This is a genomic window from Sinorhizobium saheli (assembly GCF_001651875.1).
In the GTDB taxonomy this organism is placed as follows: Bacteria; Pseudomonadota; Alphaproteobacteria; order Rhizobiales; family Rhizobiaceae; genus Sinorhizobium; species Sinorhizobium saheli.
Genome location: NZ_LNQB01000076.1, coordinates 1 through 17,037 on the forward strand (window position 1 = coordinate 1; position 17,037 = coordinate 17,037).

Annotated in this window: 23 protein-coding genes; 13 read left to right on the top strand and 10 right to left on the bottom strand. The window is 64.1% G+C overall.

What is annotated here, in order from left to right:
• Positions 1-84: 84 nt before the first annotated feature.
• From ATB98_RS17160 to ATB98_RS17175, 4 genes are all read left to right on the top strand, one after another.
• Positions 85-1,200, top strand: coding sequence for a CgeB family protein (locus ATB98_RS17160; protein ID WP_066875713.1), 1,116 nt, complete (start codon positions 85-87; stop codon positions 1,198-1,200).
• A 19-nt stretch (positions 1,201-1,219) separates the two neighbouring features.
• On the top strand, positions 1,220-2,260 hold the full coding sequence (locus ATB98_RS17165) for a UDP-glucuronic acid decarboxylase family protein (RefSeq protein WP_066875714.1): 1,041 nt from the start codon (positions 1,220-1,222) through the stop codon (positions 2,258-2,260).
• A gap of 2 nt (positions 2,261-2,262) precedes the next feature.
• The gene (locus ATB98_RS17170; protein WP_153436011.1) at positions 2,263-3,033 is read left to right on the top strand and encodes a TIGR04290 family methyltransferase; all 771 of its coding nucleotides are present in this window, start codon (positions 2,263-2,265) and stop codon (positions 3,031-3,033) included.
• 181 nt (positions 3,034-3,214) lie between these two features.
• A complete protein-coding gene (locus ATB98_RS17175) occupies positions 3,215-3,994 on the top strand; it encodes an SH3 domain-containing protein (protein ID WP_066875855.1) in 780 nt (259 codons plus the stop codon).
• Positions 3,995-4,156: 162 nt separating this feature from the next.
• Here ATB98_RS17175 and ATB98_RS17180 read toward each other — a convergent pair whose 3' ends face one another.
• The 4 genes from ATB98_RS17180 to ATB98_RS17190 all read right to left on the bottom strand — a co-directional run bounded on the left by ATB98_RS17180 (position 4,157) and on the right by ATB98_RS17190 (position 6,248).
• A complete protein-coding gene (locus ATB98_RS17180; protein ID WP_066875715.1) occupies positions 4,157-4,348 on the bottom strand; it encodes a hypothetical protein in 192 nt (63 codons plus the stop codon).
• Positions 4,349-4,404: 56 nt separating this feature from the next.
• The gene (locus ATB98_RS17185) at positions 4,405-4,761 is read right to left on the bottom strand and encodes a hypothetical protein (RefSeq protein ID WP_066875716.1); all 357 of its coding nucleotides are present in this window, start codon (positions 4,759-4,761) and stop codon (positions 4,405-4,407) included.
• A gap of 137 nt (positions 4,762-4,898) precedes the next feature.
• Positions 4,899-5,075, bottom strand: a complete 177-nt coding sequence (locus tag ATB98_RS29025) for a hypothetical protein (protein WP_153436010.1) — start codon at positions 5,073-5,075, stop codon at positions 4,899-4,901.
• Positions 5,076-5,177: 102 nt separating this feature from the next.
• Complete coding sequence (locus ATB98_RS17190; RefSeq protein ID WP_167354089.1) at positions 5,178-6,248, bottom strand: DNA topoisomerase IB; 1,071 nt, start codon at positions 6,246-6,248, stop codon at positions 5,178-5,180.
• A 284-nt stretch (positions 6,249-6,532) separates the two neighbouring features.
• On the opposite strand from ATB98_RS17190, the gene ATB98_RS17195 reads away from it, so the two are divergent.
• Positions 6,533-6,733: a hypothetical protein gene (locus ATB98_RS17195; RefSeq protein WP_066875717.1), complete on the top strand. Its 201-nt coding sequence runs from the start codon at positions 6,533-6,535 to the stop codon at positions 6,731-6,733.
• Between the two features lie 143 nt (positions 6,734-6,876).
• Entirely contained in the window at positions 6,877-8,460 is a 1,584-nt protein-coding gene (locus ATB98_RS17200) for a phospholipase D-like domain-containing protein (RefSeq protein ID WP_066875718.1), read from the top strand.
• Here the strand turns inward: ATB98_RS17200 and ATB98_RS17205 are convergent.
• Positions 8,355-9,296: a lysylphosphatidylglycerol synthase domain-containing protein gene (locus tag ATB98_RS17205; protein ID WP_066875719.1), complete on the bottom strand. Its 942-nt coding sequence runs from the start codon at positions 9,294-9,296 to the stop codon at positions 8,355-8,357. The two genes, ATB98_RS17200 and ATB98_RS17205, sit on opposite strands and share 106 nt — an antisense overlap.
• Positions 9,297-9,307: 11 nt before the next feature.
• Between ATB98_RS17205 and ATB98_RS17210 the strand changes: the two genes are divergently transcribed.
• Together ATB98_RS17210 and ATB98_RS17215 are read left to right on the top strand one after the other, a co-directional pair.
• Positions 9,308-10,147 (top strand): endonuclease/exonuclease/phosphatase family protein, encoded by an 840-nt coding sequence (locus ATB98_RS17210; protein WP_167354090.1) that lies wholly within the window; start codon positions 9,308-9,310, stop codon positions 10,145-10,147.
• An 84-nt stretch (positions 10,148-10,231) separates the two neighbouring features.
• Positions 10,232-10,726 (top strand): DUF1236 domain-containing protein, encoded by a 495-nt coding sequence (locus ATB98_RS17215; RefSeq protein ID WP_167354086.1) that lies wholly within the window; start codon positions 10,232-10,234, stop codon positions 10,724-10,726.
• Positions 10,727-10,873: 147 nt separating this feature from the next.
• Here the strand turns inward: ATB98_RS17215 and ATB98_RS17220 are convergent, their stop codons facing one another.
• On the bottom strand, positions 10,874-11,380 hold the full coding sequence (locus ATB98_RS17220; protein ID WP_066875722.1) for a ferritin-like domain-containing protein: 507 nt from the start codon (positions 11,378-11,380) through the stop codon (positions 10,874-10,876).
• A gap of 187 nt (positions 11,381-11,567) precedes the next feature.
• On the opposite strand from ATB98_RS17220, the gene ATB98_RS30370 reads away from it, so the two are divergent.
• Together ATB98_RS30370 and ATB98_RS17225 are read left to right on the top strand one after the other, a co-directional pair.
• A complete protein-coding gene (locus tag ATB98_RS30370; RefSeq protein WP_268801793.1) occupies positions 11,568-11,699 on the top strand; it encodes a hypothetical protein in 132 nt (43 codons plus the stop codon).
• Between the two features lie 21 nt (positions 11,700-11,720).
• Complete coding sequence (locus ATB98_RS17225) at positions 11,721-12,044, top strand: hypothetical protein (RefSeq protein WP_066875723.1); 324 nt, start codon at positions 11,721-11,723, stop codon at positions 12,042-12,044.
• A 28-nt stretch (positions 12,045-12,072) separates the two neighbouring features.
• Here the strand turns inward: ATB98_RS17225 and ATB98_RS17230 are convergent, their stop codons facing one another.
• The 3 genes from ATB98_RS17230 to ATB98_RS17240 all read right to left on the bottom strand — a co-directional run bounded on the left by ATB98_RS17230 (position 12,073) and on the right by ATB98_RS17240 (position 15,147).
• On the bottom strand, positions 12,073-14,058 hold the full coding sequence (locus ATB98_RS17230; RefSeq protein ID WP_066875724.1) for a protein-L-isoaspartate(D-aspartate) O-methyltransferase: 1,986 nt from the start codon (positions 14,056-14,058) through the stop codon (positions 12,073-12,075).
• A 144-nt stretch (positions 14,059-14,202) separates the two neighbouring features.
• Complete coding sequence (locus tag ATB98_RS17235) at positions 14,203-14,799, bottom strand: general stress protein (RefSeq protein ID WP_066875725.1); 597 nt, start codon at positions 14,797-14,799, stop codon at positions 14,203-14,205.
• A 45-nt stretch (positions 14,800-14,844) separates the two neighbouring features.
• Entirely contained in the window at positions 14,845-15,147 is a 303-nt protein-coding gene (locus tag ATB98_RS17240; protein ID WP_066875726.1) for a PepSY domain-containing protein, read from the bottom strand.
• Between the two features lie 219 nt (positions 15,148-15,366).
• Between ATB98_RS17240 and ATB98_RS28035 the strand changes: the two genes are divergently transcribed.
• Entirely contained in the window at positions 15,367-15,546 is a 180-nt protein-coding gene (locus tag ATB98_RS28035; RefSeq protein WP_084435518.1) for a hypothetical protein, read from the top strand.
• 85 nt (positions 15,547-15,631) lie between these two features.
• Entirely contained in the window at positions 15,632-15,805 is a 174-nt protein-coding gene (locus ATB98_RS17245) for a DUF1328 domain-containing protein (RefSeq protein ID WP_066875727.1), read from the top strand.
• 25 nt (positions 15,806-15,830) lie between these two features.
• Here ATB98_RS17245 and ATB98_RS17250 read toward each other — a convergent pair whose 3' ends face one another.
• Positions 15,831-16,079: a hypothetical protein gene (locus ATB98_RS17250; RefSeq protein ID WP_066875728.1), complete on the bottom strand. Its 249-nt coding sequence runs from the start codon at positions 16,077-16,079 to the stop codon at positions 15,831-15,833.
• Between the two features lie 142 nt (positions 16,080-16,221).
• Here ATB98_RS17250 and ATB98_RS17255 point away from each other — a divergent pair, with 142 nt between their 5' ends.
• Positions 16,222-17,034: a nucleotidyltransferase family protein gene (locus tag ATB98_RS17255; protein WP_066875729.1), complete on the top strand. Its 813-nt coding sequence runs from the start codon at positions 16,222-16,224 to the stop codon at positions 17,032-17,034.
• The last annotated feature ends 3 nt before the right edge of the window (positions 17,035-17,037 follow it).

The following is a 17,037-nucleotide window of genomic DNA, read 5'->3' on the forward strand; positions in this document are numbered from 1 at the left end:
AGCCAGAATGACAACCATACCCGCATCACCTGCGCCCAAGCAGATTCTCACTGCAGTAGGCACTATGAAAAGAGGTAAGGCCGAATGAACCGCCCGCTCGACATCGTCGTCCTCGGCCTGTCGCTCACCTCCTCATGGGGCAACGGCCATGCGACGACCTATCGGGCCTTGCTTCGCGGGCTGCACGCGGCCGGTCACAATGTGACCTTCCTCGAGCGCGACGTCCCTTGGTATGCGAGCCACCGTGACCTGACCGCGCCCAGCTTCTGCGATCTCGCGCTCTATGGCGACTTGGACGAACTCATCACCCGCTATGCCGGCAGCATGGCCGCGTCCGACGCCGTTGTCATCGGCTCCTATGTTCCGGACGGCGTGGAGATCATCGACGCCATTGCCGATCTCGGCCCGAAGCGCCTGTGCTTCTACGACATCGATACGCCCGTGACGCTCGCAAAGCTTGCCCGCGGCGACGAGGAATACCTTGGCCGGCGGCAGGTTCCCTTTTTCGATCTCTACTTTTCCTTCTCCGGCGGCAGGACGCTCGATCGGCTCAGGGACGCATTTGGTGCGAGGCGGCCGCTGCCGCTCTACTGCGCCGTCGACCTCGACGTCTATCGCAACACAGGCGCGCCGAAGGAATGGGACCTCGGCTATCTCGGGACATTCAGTCCCGACAGACAGCCCGGCCTCGAACGTCTGTTGATCGAGCCGGCCCGGCAATTGCCCGACATGCGCTTCGTCGTTGCCGGTCCAAGCTACCCCGCCGACATCGCCTGGCCGAAGAACGTCGAGCGCATCGACCACCTGCCGCCCGGCGAGCATGCGGATTTCTACAGCCGCCAGCGCTTCACCCTGAACGTGACCCGCGCCGACATGGTGGCGGCGGGCTGGTCGCCAAGCGTCCGCCTCTTCGAGGCCGCGGCCTGCCGCACGCCGCTGATCAGCGATTGGTGGGAGGGCATCGAGAGCTTCTTCCCGCCCGGCGAGGCCGCCGTCATCGCGCAGGGGAGCAGCGACGTCGTGACCGCACTCACGCGCCTCGACAGGCGGCAATGCGAGGCGCTTGCCGAGTGCGCCTATCGCCGCGTCGCAGGCGCACACAGCGCCGCTGCCCGCGCGAGGACCTTCATCGAGGCGATCGAAAGCGTCGCGCCGAGGGCCGATATCGCGGCAAGACACGCCGAGCGGCTTCCGATTTAACCCGAAAGGAGAATGGCCGATGGCAAAAAGAAACGGAGCAGGTCGAGGGAAGGTCATCCTGGTTGCCGGCGGAGCCGGCTTTGTCGGCTCCCATCTTTGTTCCGCGCTTCTTCGCGACGGCAATCGGGTGATCTGCCTCGACAATTATCTCACCGGTTCCCCTGCCAATCTGAGCGGTCTCGAGACCAATCCCCTGTTCACCATGGTCGAGCAGGATGTCTGCGACGAGATCGAGATCGACGAACCGCTCGACCACATCTACAACCTCGCATGCCCAGCCTCGCCCTCATCCTACCAGGCCGATCCCATCCATACGATGATGACGAGCGTGACCGGCACCGGCAATCTCCTGAAACTTGCCGCCCGGCACCGGGCCACCTTTCTTCAGGCGTCCACGAGCGAGATCTACGGCGATCCGAAGGAGCACCCGCAGCAGGAGGACTACTGGGGTCACGTCAATTGCACCGGCCCGCGGGCATGCTACGACGAAGGCAAGCGCGCCGCCGAGGCGCTTTGCTTCGACAGCCTGAGGGCTGGAACCGTGGACGCGAGGGTCGCTCGCATCTTCAACACCTACGGTCCGCACATGCGCTTCAACGACGGCCGGATCGTTTCGAACTTCATCGTCCAGGCGCTGAACAACGAGCCGCTCACGGTCTATGGCAGCGGCGAACAGACGCGCTCCTTCTGTTACGTTTCCGATCTCGTCGACGGCTTGATCCGGCTGATGAACCGCAGGCAGAACCCCGGAGTGCCAGTCAACCTCGGCAATCCTGGCGAGTTCACCGTCATCGAACTGGCGGAACTGGTGCTGTCCAGGGTGAGAACGGCGTCGGTCATTGTCCATGAGCCCTTGCCGCCGGACGATCCGCAGCGCCGCCGGCCGGACATCACGCGCGCGCGAGCGCTTCTCGGCTGGGAGCCGCAGGTGCCGCTGCAGGAGGGGCTGCTGCGCACGATCGCCTGGTTCCGGCAGAACCTCGCCGTTGAGCGCGCCGCGCGCCGCTCCGGTCGCTCCCGACGCCAGCCGCAACTCGCCACGCTTTCGCAAGATCTTTGACCATGGCTCATATGGACCAATCAGTAATAAGGAATCGCGTCGCGGCACTGGGCCCGTGGTTCCACAACATGCGGATCGGCGGGGTCGAGACGTCGCCCGAGCATTTCCTCGGCGACTATCCGGCCGTGAAATGGAACGCCTTCAAGCATGTCGTGCCCGAAGACCTCGGGGGCAGAAGCGTGCTCGACATCGGTTGCAACGCCGGGTTCTATTCGCAGGAAATGAAGCGGCGCAATGCCGGTCCCGTCCTCGGTATCGATTCCGATCCACGCTATCTCCGACAGGCGCAATTCGCGGCCGAACTTGGCGGGCTGGACATCGAATTCAGGCTGATGTCGGTCTACGACGTGGCCGAGCTGCGTCAGAAATTCGATCTCGTCCTCTTCCTCGGCGTCCTTTATCACCTGCGTCATCCGCTGCTGGCGCTCGACCTGCTCTACGAGCACGTGGTCGGCGACGCGATGCTCTTCCAATGCATGCAGCGCGGCGAGGATTCCGCGGCATCCCTGGAAGCCGACTATGATTTCCGCGAGTGGCAGGTCTTCGAAAGATCCGACTATCCGAAGCTTTTCTTCGTCGAACATCGCTTCGCAAACGATCCGACCAATTGGTTCATTCCGAACCGAGCCGGAGTAGAGGCAATGCTTCGCAGTGCCGGCTTCGTCATCGAAGCCCACCCGGAGCGGGAGGTCTATCTCGTACGACGCGGAGAGCGCCCGTACATGGACGAGCCCACCTTGCGCGTTCTCGGTGCGTCGCATGGCTCCGTTTGAGGGTGCGCCCGAAGCTTTCCGTTCAAGCTCTGTTCATGCAGAACGCGCTATAAACCATTGAAAGACAAGACGATGGCGGTCGCCTGACAGAAGCTGGCAGGCGACCCGACCGGCCCGGGAACCGGAAGGTAGAACAAATACCGGATGCGGCATGATGCCAGCCTCCCTGGGAGTTGAAAACGTGAAACGCACACTTGTGAAAATTGCCGCGACAGGCATGCTCCTGCTCGCGCCGGCGATCGCTCAGGCGGCGGAAGGCTTCGCGACGGCGAACGTCAATATGCGCGCCGGCCCGAGCACGGCCTATCCTGCAATCACCGTGATTCCAGCCGGCGAATCGATCGAAATATACGGTTGTCTTGCTGACGTGCCCTGGTGCGACGTGGAGTTCTACGACGGCCGCGGGTGGGTTCACGGTCGATATATCCAGGTGCTTTATGAGGAGCGCCGCGTTTATGTCGCTCCGCGATATTATCGCCGCCTCGGCATTCCCGTCGTCGTCTTCAGCTTCGGCAGCTATTGGGACCGCCACTACCGCGACCGTGACTTTTATCGCGACCGCGATCGCTGGCGCCGTGGGCCGGGTATCTATCGCGGCCCGACTCGCCGTGCGGAGCCTCCGGCCAGCAGCAGACCCCAATTGGGGCCGAGGCCGGCTCCGCCGCCTGAGTTCGAGCCGGAATTGGAGCGCAGGCCCGATTTCCGCCGTTCCCCTGAAAGGCGCCGGGACCTCGACGACCGCCCGGAACGCCTTCCGGATTTCGATCGCGCGCCCAGCCGCAGGCCTGATGTCGACAGGAGCGGCGGCGAGCGCCGCCGGAACCTCGAGCGGGGCGGCGATGACCGCGATCGCGTCATCCGTCGCGGCGACGACAATCGCGGCCGCAGGGGTGGTGACGATGACCGCCGCAGGCGGCAGCAGCGTGTCTGCGAACCCGGCGCTCCGAATTGCCCGAACTAAAGCATTTTGCAGTCAGGTTGAGCATTTAGCAGCGTTGAGGCAACGACATGCAGAAGAGCAGGAACGTGAAGCGCGTCGCATGGACTGAATGCGACGCGCTTTTGTGCGGATGGCGTCTCAGCCGCTGCCCGGCTGCCACCGCTCACTGATCGGCACGGCCGCTCAGCTGTAGCGCCTGAGCTGCGCCGCTTCCTGCTCGAGCAGGTCGGCTACTTCCTCGAGCGTCATGTGGGTCGCGCAGAGATGGATCGCACATTCCAGAAAGCGGGTCGATGACCGGCGCAGATAGAGCGCTTCCTCCCGGGCCGCGAGCTCCGGGAGCGGATCCTTTCGTTGGGGTCGGCGGTCAGGCATCGTAAACTCCCTTCCATTCTCGTCATCCGGATGCCTGATGCGGCGGCACCGCCCGATCAGGGCGGCAGCAGGCCGACCGCGTAGGCACCAACGGCGACCACCACGCAGACAAACACCAGGGCAAACACCAGGAACCGCGTGCTCGACGCATCGGTCCTCGCCCCTGCGTCGGGTACTGGCGGCCGCATGGCGTCGCTGTATTCGGTCGAGGTATCGATGGGCCGGCCTGCCACCTGGCCTGCTCTGGCCTCCTCGACCGCTTTCGGGCCCGGCGGCGTGCCGGCCGCCTCGGCGTCGGTCTCGAGCGGTGCCGCCGCCGGATCGAAACCACGCCTCTTGTCTCCCGTCCTTCCGGACTGAATATCGCCGCGCACCTGTGCAGGATTGCTCGCGGCCTTTGGCTGGTCGGACATGAGCTGCTCCTTTCACCCGCCACCACAACCGGTTCCGGCGACGTTTGTTCCCCGTCCTTCCCATGGCTTGCGCGCGCGAGGTCGCGCTACGTTCAGGATGCTTGCGCGGGCGCGGTCCCGCACCGTCAAAGCCCCGATCAATTTGGCCGGTTCTCCGGCGATTTTTCGTAAAGCTCCTCGACCTTGCGCTTCTGCGCTTCCCTTGCGGCGGGCGGAAGCGGCCTCTGTCTCATGATCGCATAGGCCACTGCCGCGCCGAGAGCGAAGGCGCCGCCTGCAGTCGCGAGCAGCCAAAGATAATCCATCACCATCATCGTACCTCCTCGATGAGGCCAACGGGGATCTTTGCCGAAGGTTCCAGAGAGATGGCGACCTATGGCTCAAATGCTGGCGGCCGGGAACAGCCGGCACCGCGATCACGAGCGTGCGCGCGCAGGCCTTGCGGCCGCGGCGCTCCGGTCGACCGCGCGAACCGTGCCCGGGTTCTCCTTTCTCAAACGCTCCGCGCGCCTCAGGAACCGCAGCATCCGCGCCTCATCCGCGCGCAATTCAGGACTGGCCTGCCCCCGCGCCCGCAGGCGCTTGGCCGAGATTTCGGTGCCATTGGTCGCGAGCGCGATGATGTCCGGATGGATGTAGCTCCTGCGGCAGATCGCCGGCGTGTTGCAGAGCGCCGTGGCCGCGGCCTCGCTGATCTGCCGGACCGTCGGGCGACGGTTCTCTTCGAGCGCCGCCCGCGCTGCGGCGAAGGCGGCACGGCTGCCCGCCCAGGTGCGGAACGTCTTTGCCGTGACGGAAAAGCCCGCGATCTCCGCAAGATAACGGTTGAGTCGACCCGAATCGACCGGACGCAAGCCATTGGTCTCGTCCTTCCAGACGAAGAGCTCCCTGCCCGGGAGGTCGGCGATCTCCTCGAGCACGCGCTGCAGCTTCGGGCGACGGAGCCGCCGCCTCACGCGCTTGCCGCCTTTGGCGACGAAACACAGCTCGATGTAGCCGTCCACCAGTTTGACGTGCCGCTTCAACAGGGTTGTCGCCCCATAGGTGGCGTTTTCCTGCAGATAGGCGAGACTGCCCGGGCGCAGATGCGCTTCGTCGAGCAGGGCCACGAGAGCGGCCAGGACGGCCTGGGGGCCGCTCGCATCGCCGTCCATGTGACGCCGCACGCTGCGCCGTATCTTGGGCAGCGCCTTGCCGAAGCGGATCAACTGCGCGAATTTGACGTCGCTCCTCAGTTCCTGCCATGCGGGGTGGTAGCGATATTGCTTGCGCCCCCGCGCGTCCTTCCCGGTCGCCTGCAGGTGGCCGTGTTCGTCCAGGCAGATCCATACGCTCTCATAGGCGGGCGGGATCCCCAGGGAAGCGATGCGCGCTTTTACGGCCGGGTCCGTCACGGCCGAACCGTCCGGCATCCTGTAGACGAAGCCCTTGCCGCAGCGTTGCCGGGTGATGCCCGGCTCGGAGTCGCTCGTATAGACGAGGGTCATGCCGTTTGCCGGCACCTCACGTCCTACCGCCGCCTCGACGATCTGCGTTGCGGCAGGCCCGGCCACGCCGATCCTGCGACCCGCATCCCGGTTCTGCGGTATCGAATTCAGTTGCATTGACATCCGCTCGGCCCTTCCGCCCATTTCCGTCTGCACCGCAACTAACGCCGGTCGGTGCAGATCGGGTCCATCACCGCCCATCTTCTCGATGAGGGAACTTCCCGGCGCCGGTTTCGTTGGCCTTGACGGAGCGACCCCATGTTCCGGTGCAAGGACGCGCTTCAATGGACACCAGCGACCTGAACGGGACCAGATTTGAAACCAAGGCCATCACTGCCGTCGTCGAAGAACTGGAGCGGCAGGCGGCTGAAAATCCGTCGAAACTCAGCGTTCGCCGAACGGGGGACAAGATCACCGTCGATGGCGAGATCGACGTCGACGCGCTCGTCATGGTGGTCGTCGGATCGATGACGGGCGGTCCGTGAAGCCACGGGCTTTTTCTTACGGCTATGCGGCCGGCCCTCACGGTTCCAATTCCACGCCAACCCGCGGCTGAGGTCCATTCCGCAACCTGCCGCAGGAACAAATCAGCAGTGAAATCGATTCTTGTGCAATCGCCACCTATGGGATGCACAGTTTGGCTTGGAAGAGCATGTTTACCGGAAGGCCGCCCGGCAAGGCGCGCCGACCGATCGTCAAGGAAGCCAGGAATGTCTGGCGCAGCGCACCGGCGCGGCGCCTGTCTTTTCTCATCGATGCAGCCGCCTACTACCGGTGTCTCGAGCATGTGCTCGAGCGGGCGGAGGAACAGGTCTGGATCACCGGCTGGGATTTCGATCCGCGCATCAAGTTGCGGCCGGAAGACGCCAATGCGGAGGCGCTCGGCGACATGCTGGAGCGGCTTGTCGCCCGAAAGCCGAAACTCAGGGTCCGCATCCTCGTCTGGGCGATGGGGCCGATCTATTCGGGAAAGTCGCTGCGGCTCTTTCGCAGGCAGAAATGGGCCGAGCATCCGCGGATCGAGCTTCGCTTCGCAAGCCATCGCGCCTTGCGCGGCTCGCATCACCAGAAGCTCGTTTCCATCGATGACAGCATTGCCTTCGTCGGCGGCATCGACCTGACCGCGCGCCGCTGGGATACGCCCGAGCACCTCGCCGACAACGGGCTGCGCCGCGATCCGGATGGCGAAACCTATGATCCGGTACACGACATCCAGGTGGTTCTCGACGGGGATGCCGCTCGCGCGATCGGCGATCTCTGCCGCTCCCGCTGGAAGTCCTCGACCGGCGAGGACATTGGAGCACCGCTCTCGGGAGCGGTGGGCTGGCCGACCGACACCTCGCCGGACCTGGAAAACTGCACGGTCGCGATCGCCCACACCGACCCCTATTCCGGCAAAAGAGAAGGCTGCCGGGAGGCCTTGCGGCTGACACTCGACGCCCTGGAGGTTGCCCGCCACCACATCTATATCGAGAACCAGTATTTCGCCTCCGGCAAGATCGGGGCGCTCCTTTGCAGGCGGCTGCAGGAGCCGGATGGCCCCGAAATCGTCATCCTTACCAGCCGCAGCTGGCATGGCCTTCTCGAACGGCTCGTCATGGGAGGAAATCGCGACCGCCTCATCCGCCGGCTGCGGCAGGCCGACCGCTATGGCAGGCTGCGTGTCGGCTATCCCGTCGTCCCGGCCGCCGACGGCTCCGAGCGTGAGGTCTTCATCCACTCCAAGGTGGTCTCGATCGACACCCGGTTCCTGCGGGTCGGGTCGTCCAACTTCAACAACCGCTCGCAGAGTTTCGACACGGAATGCGATGTCGCCGTGGAGGCGGAAACGGAAGAGGAAGAACGCACGATCGCCGGCATCCGAAACCGGCTCCTGGCGGAACATCTCGGCGTCAGCGTGAACGCGGTCGAACGCACGTTGAGGGAGACAGGCTCTCTTGTCGCGGTCGTCGACAGGCTGAACACGCTCGGCCGCGGCATACGCGCCTTCGATGGCGTGGACGACGGTGGCGCCACCGAGCTCGTCTGGGGCACCGCCATTGTCGATCCGCACCGGCCGATCCGACCGTTCCATCGCCTGCCCGTTCTGGTGCGGCGCTGGAGCGGTCAGGTCTTTGCCTTGCTCGCCAGGTCTCTGCCATCGTTTCGACGGACGACGAGCTCGGCAATGGACAGCGAAACCAGGCCCAGCGGCAGCGGCAGGAAGAAGTAGATCGCCCGAAAGGCAATCAGCGCGGCGATCGTCCCGGAACCGCCAAGCAGGAACACGATCGTCGCCTCGAGGACGCCGACACCCCCCGGGACATGGCTGAAAATGGCCAGCGCATTGGCACCGACATAGGCGGCGGCCGTATCGAGGAACGTCGGATTTGCGAAGGCCCGCAGCAATTGATGCAGGCAGGCGCTGACGCAAAGGAAATTGGCCGTGCCGACAATCACCTGGCAGGCTGCGAGCGCCGATGACGGCAGTTTGAAGCGCCAGCGGACGATGCGAAGCGACCCACGCAGGAAATGTGCCAGGGTCACGTAACCGATCGTGACGGCAATGCAGGCCGCGCCGAGGATGAGGACGCCGGTCCTGGAGAACCCGGTCATCCGCGCGGTCCCTGCCGAGACGACTAGGCTGCAAAGGCCCGCAAGGGTCACGAGGCCGAGGCCGACGGTAATGCCGCAGAAAAGGATGACCTTCGCGACCTCCTCCGCGCTCAGCCCCCACCGCGTATAGAACCGGTAGCGGATGGCTCCGCTGCTCAAGGCCGCGCCGCCGACATTGTGACCGATCGAAAGGCTTGTGAACGAGGCGATGGCGATCTTCGGATAGGCGAGCTTTCGTCCGACATAGCGGATCGCGAGCGTGTCGAAGAGCGTCAGGCAGAAATAGGAAAGGAAGGCGAAGCCCACGGCTGCGAGCAGGTGTCCGGTGGGTATCTGCCAGATCGAGGCCACGATGTCATCGAGGCTCTGCTCCTTGAGGGTCCGATAGATGAGCCAGCCCGCCAACCCGACGGCGGCAACTATGACCAGTCTCGCTGCGAGTTTCCTGAGCATCGGCCCTGTTCCTGAACGACTACCGGAACGAAAAGCAACCCAAGTGTGTTCCCGAGGCGAGAGCACTCCCGAATACGATCATGCGACGGCGGATACGTTTCCTCACCTATAACGTCCACAGTTGTTTCGGCACCGACCGCAAGCTCGACCCTGCCCGCGTCGCCGCCGTCATCCACGAATGCCGGCCGGACATCATCGCCCTGCAGGAGGTCGACGTCGGCCGCGCCCGCAGCGGCGGCATCGATCAGGCGCATATGATCGCCGCGCACCTGCAGATGGAGGCGCAATTTCACCCGGCGCTCCACCTGAAGGACGAGAAATATGGCGACGCGGTGCTGACCGCCTTGCCGATGCGGCTCGTCAAGGCGGCAGGCCTGCCGTCGCGCGGCGAGCCGCGAGGCGCGCTTTGGGTGGAAATCGACCTCGCTTACGTCAAGCTTCAGGTCATCGTGACGCATCTCGGGCTGCGCGGTTCCGAGCGCGTCCTGCAGGCGACGGCGCTGCTCGGACCGGGTTGGCTCGGCGCCCTGGACCAGCGCGACCAGCGCGTGGTGCTGGCGGGCGACTTCAACGCGACGGCGCGTTCGGCCGCCTACAAGCTCGTCGCCCGTCATTTCAGGGACGCGCCGCTCGATGCGGAGACAAAGCCGCGACCGACCTTTCCCTCGCGATTGCCGCTCCTGCGGATCGACCACATCTTTGTCGGAGAGGGGATAGAGGTTGCACGATGCGAGGTGCACAACAGCGCGCTCGCGCGGGTCGCTTCCGACCATCTTCCGATCGTGGCGGAGCTCGAGCCCGCCGGCATAGGCGCCGTCGCAGGCGATGTGGCGGCATTGCCGGGCGGATGACGACGCCGTCAGCCAGCTATATCAGCTGGAACAAAAATGCGGCGGCGCGGTTGGGGGCCCGACTTCAATGAAAGGGAGAAAAAGATGAAACACCCTGCCATTCTCGCCTTCGCAATCGCCCTTGGCGCCTCGCCGCTCGCCCTTACGGGCATAGCCGTCGCGCAGGACAGTCAGGATACCAAGCCGGCCCCGAGCACCCAGGGGACCGAGATGCAGCCTATGCAGGACACGGAACAGCGGACGACCGACAGGTGCGCCGTGGCGAATCCTCCGGCAGACTGCCCGGCCGGCGACAAGACGGGTGCGATCAGCCCTTCGGGCGGCGTTAACGTCACGACCGAACAGCAAACGCAGATGCGCACGATCATCAAGGAAAGCGACGCCAAGCCGCTCGACTCGGTCGATTTCGACGTATCGGTTGGGACGACCGTACCGCAGAGCGTGACGCTCCAGACATTGCCTCCACGCATCGTCGAGATCGTGCCCGCTTACAAGGACTACAAGTACTTCATGTTGGCCGATGGCCGCATCGTCATCGTCGACCCCAACAACATGCACATCGTTGCCGTTATCGCCTGATAAGCCAGGCGATCGCTGACCGAGCCCGCGCCCCCCGCGCGGGCTCGACTGCTTTCCCGGAGCCTCATTCCTGTGACGTTGTATCGTTGCGCCTGATAAGACGCGCGGCGCAGACGAACGGCGCCGCGAAGGCGGCGCCGGACATCCTCAATGCTTGGCAGTCACGCCGAGTTGGTCCCGATCGAGGAACCTGCGCGTGATTTCCGCTGCATGCTGTTCGAGCCACTCGGCCATCGCGATTTCCTGCTGCAGAATGGTTTCGCAGACGCGTTTCGTCTCCTGATCGCCCGCATGCTCGGCGGCGGCGATGAGAATCCTGTAGCTGCCGATTTCCATGTGTTCGAACGCATAGCTGGCCAGTGAGCCCTTGACGACCTCGTCATCGACGAAGAGCCCGCTCAAGCCCTGCCCGAAGGCCATGATCTTGCCGCTGATGTCCTTGACCGTGGAGGTTCCGCCGTCAAGCCGCTCGAGGCAGCGCTCCAGCATCCGCGACTGGTCGCGCGTCTCCTGCAGATGCCGATCGATTCTGGTCTTGAGCTCCGGGTAGTTTTCCAATCGCCTGGATTGGCTGGTAAGCATGGTGATTGCCTGTTCTTCCATCGCATGCGCGTCCCTGAGCCAAGCTACGAGGTGTTCGGTCGCCTTCGCCATGGCATGTTCCTTTCCTGTTATGGCGTGCTCCAACCGAGAGGCCCTGGAAAGGTTCCGGCATTCGCGAGGAGAAGAATAAGAATATCGTCTGCCACGCTGAATCCGGAACAATTCCCGCTCTTGAGGATTGGAGACGGCAAAACCGCAAGTTTTCCCGATACAGTCTCGGCAATCGTCGGAAAGTCCCATGTCGAAAATCGTGGCTGCAGCAGTGATCGTCTTGCTGGTGTTGGCCGCGGCACTCTGGGCGATGTTTCCCCTCGACCGCCCACCGAAGCAGGGCCAGCCGGCGCCCCATGCGATCGACCAGTCGGAGTAGACCACATCAGCGAGGCAGATCATGCAGGAACAGTTGAAGATATATCGCCTGTTGCCCATCGCCGAACCCGATGACCCGAATTGGCAGAACGCCCAATATCAGGGCGTGCTTTTGGTCGCGGCAAGGTCGAGCGGCGACGCCCGCATCGTCGCCTCCGAGGCAGAGCTCGATTTCCTCGAGATCGATGCGAAACCGGCAGAGGGTGTCACGACCGACATGGCGAGCGCCTTCCGCAGCGAAAAGCTCTACACCGTCATCGAAGAGGGGTCTGCTCCTCCCGGTGCGGAACGGGGCGTCATCCGGGGCAATGTCGGCGTGGACAACATCATCTCGACCCAGGTCTGATGAGCGCGCAAGCGCCGGGCATCCGCCCTTAGAAGCCGGACGGAAATGTCTCGGGCACGCCCGGCCGGGCGTGTTCCGGGCCGAGCGGCGTGACCGGCGTGGTCTCGTCAACCCAGACGAAGGCATCGAATTGCCGGGGTAGTGACGCGTAGGCGTAGTGACTGAACCGCTCCGTGTCCGGCCTGTAGATGACTCCGATGAACCGCTCGAGCCTTGGTTTCAGCAGGCGCTCGCGCAGGCCTGCGTCGCGGCTGAAGTCGATGAGGAAGCGCTCGACCCCGGAGTCGTGGAGAAGGCGCTCGTAACTTTCCTCGTGCGACGGCCGGATCGGCTTCACCTCCATGTCGCCACCCCAATCGCTCGCTGCCGCCACGCGCCCGCCATGGGTGCCGAAGCCGATCAGCACCGTCTCTGCGGGGAAGCGCTCGCGGCAGAGCTGACCGATGTTCAACTCGTCGCGGGCTGTGCCCATGTCGGTGTGGCGGGCGTCACCAATGTGGGAATTGTGGGCCCACACGACCGCCTTTGAGGTGGGGCCGCGCGCGTCTAAGACATGCTGGAGCGTCTCGAACATATGGGTGTCGCGCATGTTCCAGGACTCCGCGCCGGCGTAATACATGCTGCGGTAGTACCGTTCGGCCGAGGCAATGAGCCGCGCATTCTGCACGGCGTCCAGATGCTCGTCGCCGCTGTCGCGGCCGGCTTCGAGCTGTCTCTCCAGGAGTTCCCGGCACTGTCGGACGACCGCTTCCTCGCACTTGCGGAAGCCCCGCGTCATCGCCGCGCGGCCATAGGTCGACGGGTCGTTCTGCCACGGCGTCAGGCACCCGTAACGCTCGCGCGCGATCGCCGCCGCCTGAGCGTCGATCCGGTCGAGATAGCCGAGGACGGCGGCAATGGAGCCACGCATGTTGTAGATATCGAGCCCGTAGAAGCCGACCCGCTCGGATGCGTTCTTATCGGCGTTGTGGCCGCGCAACCATTCGATGAAATCCATCACCTCGCGATTGCGCCACATCCAGGTAGGGAACCGCTGGAACGGCGCGGCCAAGCGGGCGTCGCCCGGCGCGCGGTGGCGGAGGTAGCGATCGATTGCCGCGGCGTCCGGCCAGTCCGCCTCGACTGCGACGATGGTAAAGCCATGCGCCTCGATCAGCCGGCGTGTGATGGCCGCACGGGCCCGGTAGAATTCGGACGTGCCGTGGCTCGACTCCCCGAGGAGAACAATCCTCCGGTCGGCAAACCGATCGAAGAGACGACCGAAGGCGGGATCGTCGAGAGCAGGCAGCGGCTCGGCCGCGTCGGCGATCATTTCCGGAAGCGTCGGCTCTGGCGCGGGGCGCGCGCTGGCGGAAGGCTGCGCGCGCCCATCACGCCAGCCATACTCGCCGACGAGCGGCACGAAGCGGACGCCGCCCAGGTCCTGCTCCTCGAAGGTGGTGGCGTTCACCCGCGTGACCTTCAGGAGACGCTGCTCGTCGGCGGATCCGACGGGGATCACCAAGTGGCCGCCGAGATCAAGCTGTTCTTTAAGCGCATGCGGCACATCCGGACCTCCGGCGGCCACGAGTATCGCGTCGAAAGGCCCCGCCTCGGGCCAGCCCGCCGTGCCGTCGCCGATGCGCACGTCGATGTTGTCGTAGCCTAGCTTGGCAAATCGCCCTTTCGCTGCCTCGGCGAGGCCGGCATGGCGTTCGATGGTATAGACGTGTTCGGCGATCCGGCTGAGGACCGCGGCGGCATAGCCGGACCCTGTCCCGATTTCCAGCACCGTGTCGCCGTGCTGAACCCCGGCCCGTTCGATCATCAGCGCCACGATGTAGGGCTGGGAGATCGTCTGGCCATAGCCGATCGAAAGCGCCGAGTCCTCGTAGGCGAATTCCTCGAAACCGGGATCGACAAAGACCTCCCGCGGCACGACACGCATCGCCTCCAGGACGCCGGGATCCCTCATCCCGCGCCGGGAGAGGTGGGACGTGATCATTCGTTCTCGGGCATGGGTGAAATCGATCATGGCAGACGCCCTCCTTCCATTCGATCGAAGCCGCCGGACCACGCGGCATCGGCGATGCCGGCGGCACGACGTTCAAGCGCAAAGGGCCGGAGGCAGGCCCTCGGCGCCGTGGGTCCAGTCAGACCCGGGAGAGATCGCAACGGCCTATGGTGACGTCGTTCGGCCGTGGCTTTCCCGCTCGCGGACCACGTCGTCGAGCGAAAATGGCGGGGATGCGCTGTCGAATTCGGTCCAGCCCTGTTCGACATAGGCGCGACGGCGGACCGATATATCGACCGCGTTGCGGTTTCTCATGATGCCGTCCGCCTGCGCGGCCCGCGAGTCGTCGACCCGGACGGTCACCAGTGCGCCTCCCCGCCGGATGCCCTCGGCGTAGAGATGCGCATCCTCTTCGGCAATGCCGGCATCGGTGAGCGATCCGATGATCCCGCCAACCGCGCCTCCGACCACTGCTCCGGCCGCAGCACCGGTTGCGGTCGACACCAGCCAGCCCGCGGCGACCACCGGGCCGACGCCGGGAATGGCCATCAGCCCGAGCCCCGCGAGAAGCCCTGCCGCGCCTCCGCTCACCGCACCCAATCCTGCCCCCGCTCCGGCCGCCGCACCCGCTCCGGAATAGCGGTCGCCGGCGTTGTTGACGACGATGCTGATGTCGTCGGACGGGTAGCCGGCCGCTTCCAGATCGTGCACGGTGCGACGCGCGTCCTCGTAATCATCAAAGAGCGCTGCCACGGTTCTCATTTCTGTGCTCCCTTCCTGTTCTCGCTTCTGCAACGCTTTCAATGGTCAGAGCGCGACGACGTTGCCCTGGAAATCGAGGGCGATTGTCACGGGCTCGCCGTCCTTCGTTGCGGTGGCCCGCCAGATTCCGTCGTCATCGAGCCTCAGCCCCTTGACATCCGTGTAGCCCGCGTCCTGGATGCGCTTTCTCGCCTGCTCCTCCGTGAAGCTGTTCTTGCCCGGAACCGGCGCTGTCGGGTTCTGCATTCCGGGGCTGGCGATCGCCGGCGTATTGCCCGCCGTCTGGGCAACGGCCGGCATTGCGGCAAGGCCCAAGAGGGCCGCAACACCAAGAATGATTGTCCTCATGGCTTTTCCTTTCCGGCAGCATCGATCCCGGGCCCAACCCTCCGGACCGACTTTGGTTCCGGCTGACCGGCGGAGGAAGAGGGTCGCTGCGAGCAGCGACCCCGCCCCCAAGTGGAAGCGGGAACATTATCGCCATTACTTGGTTGCATTCCGGCTGCCGCAGGGGGGAACGTCTCCGCAGTGCCCCCTGACCAGCAGTAACTCTTTCGAGGAACCGACATGGCTACGAATACGAAGGACGGAAAAGCCGCCAACAGCCCGAAGGGCACGCATGGTGGAAATCGCGCCGGCGATCAGCGACGAGCAGGTGACGAGAGAACGAACGACCAAGGGAAGAAGGAGGACGTGAAGAGAAGCAGCCAGGCCGCCGGCAAGGATCCCCGTCGCGCCAGTCGCTGACGGAACGGCCGGAGAGAGACATCGCGGTCGCTTTCATCTGGATTGGTGAAAATTCGGCGGAATTGGACGAACGGAAGGCACCATCATGTTGAAATGGGCACTTATCTTTTTCGTAATCTCGGTGGTAGCCGGGCTTCTCGGTTTCTCCGGCATTTCGGCAGCGACCGCCGGCATCGCAAGGATACTCTTCTATATAGCAATCGTGCTTCTGCTCATATTCCTGGTTCTCGCGCTGGTCGTCGGAGGGGCTGCGATCTAAGTCCTTTCACGGTCCCACGGGACCGTCAGTGCAATGTCCTCGTGCGCATACGCAGGTGAGGCTCGCCTTCCGCCGCGGCCTCATCGGAGCGCATCGCCAGCGCATAGGCTTCTGTCAGTTCCATCAAAGCGAGCACGATCTCCTGCCACGACCAGCCGGCATTTTCGGCGATGCCCGTCAGGATTTCGAACTCGTCCTGGATAGCCCTCTGGCATTCGGGCCAGCGGTCGACCTGAGGATTGCTGCGGATATTCGGTCCAACGACTCTAGGCATTGCTCCTCCTACTTGAGAAAAAGAACTCGCCACAGGCGCCCCGGTTCCATCACTTTCGGCTTTGCTTGCTGGCCGGCTGCAGCGGAACTTCCTCAAGGCTGACGTGTTGTCGTAGAGGATTCGTTCACCCATGGAGACCCGCATGACGTCGGCCATGCCTCCTTCAACGCCTTCGAAATTCGCTGAAGTACCGCTCGCGCTGCCATGGCTCGTCGACGAAGAATCCGAGGCTTTCGTGGCCGAGGCACTCGCCGAACTCGACCGGTCGAAAATCCCGTTCCTCATCGCCGGCACCTTCGCGGTCAGCGCCTATACCGGAATATCGCGGCAAACCAAGGATCTCGACGTCTTCTGCAAGCCGGGCGACTACACGCGGATACTCAATCACTTCCAGGCTCTCGGCTATACGATCGAAATCGAGGACGACCGCTGGCTCGGCAAGGTCTTCAAGGGTCGAATGTTCTTCGACGTGATCTTCTCGTCGCCGAACGGGACCATGCAGGTCAACGACGCCTGGTTCGCGAATGCCCGGCGGGTGAAGATCGGAGCCTGCCCCTGTTCGATCGTCTCGCCGACTGAGCTGGTCTGGTCCAAGGCCTTCATCCAGTCCCATGATCGATACGATGGGGCCGATGTCGCGCACCTGATCCTCAGGGCGCATGACCGGATCGATTGGGCGCGGTTGCTCGGATACATGGACGCCCATTGGGAAGTGCTGCTCATCCATATCCTCAACTTTCGCTGGATCTATCCATCCGAACGCAATTGCGTGCCGCTCTGGCTGATCGACGAACTCCTGAGCCGGGTGGCGGCGCAACGGGATCTGCCGGTGCCTCAAACGAGAATCTGCCGGGGCCGGATGTACTCGCGGCCGGACTATGAAATCGACGTGAAGGAATGGGGTTTTGCGGATGTCGGGGGCGACGCCGAGATCCCTGAAGAAACCGAGGAGTAGACA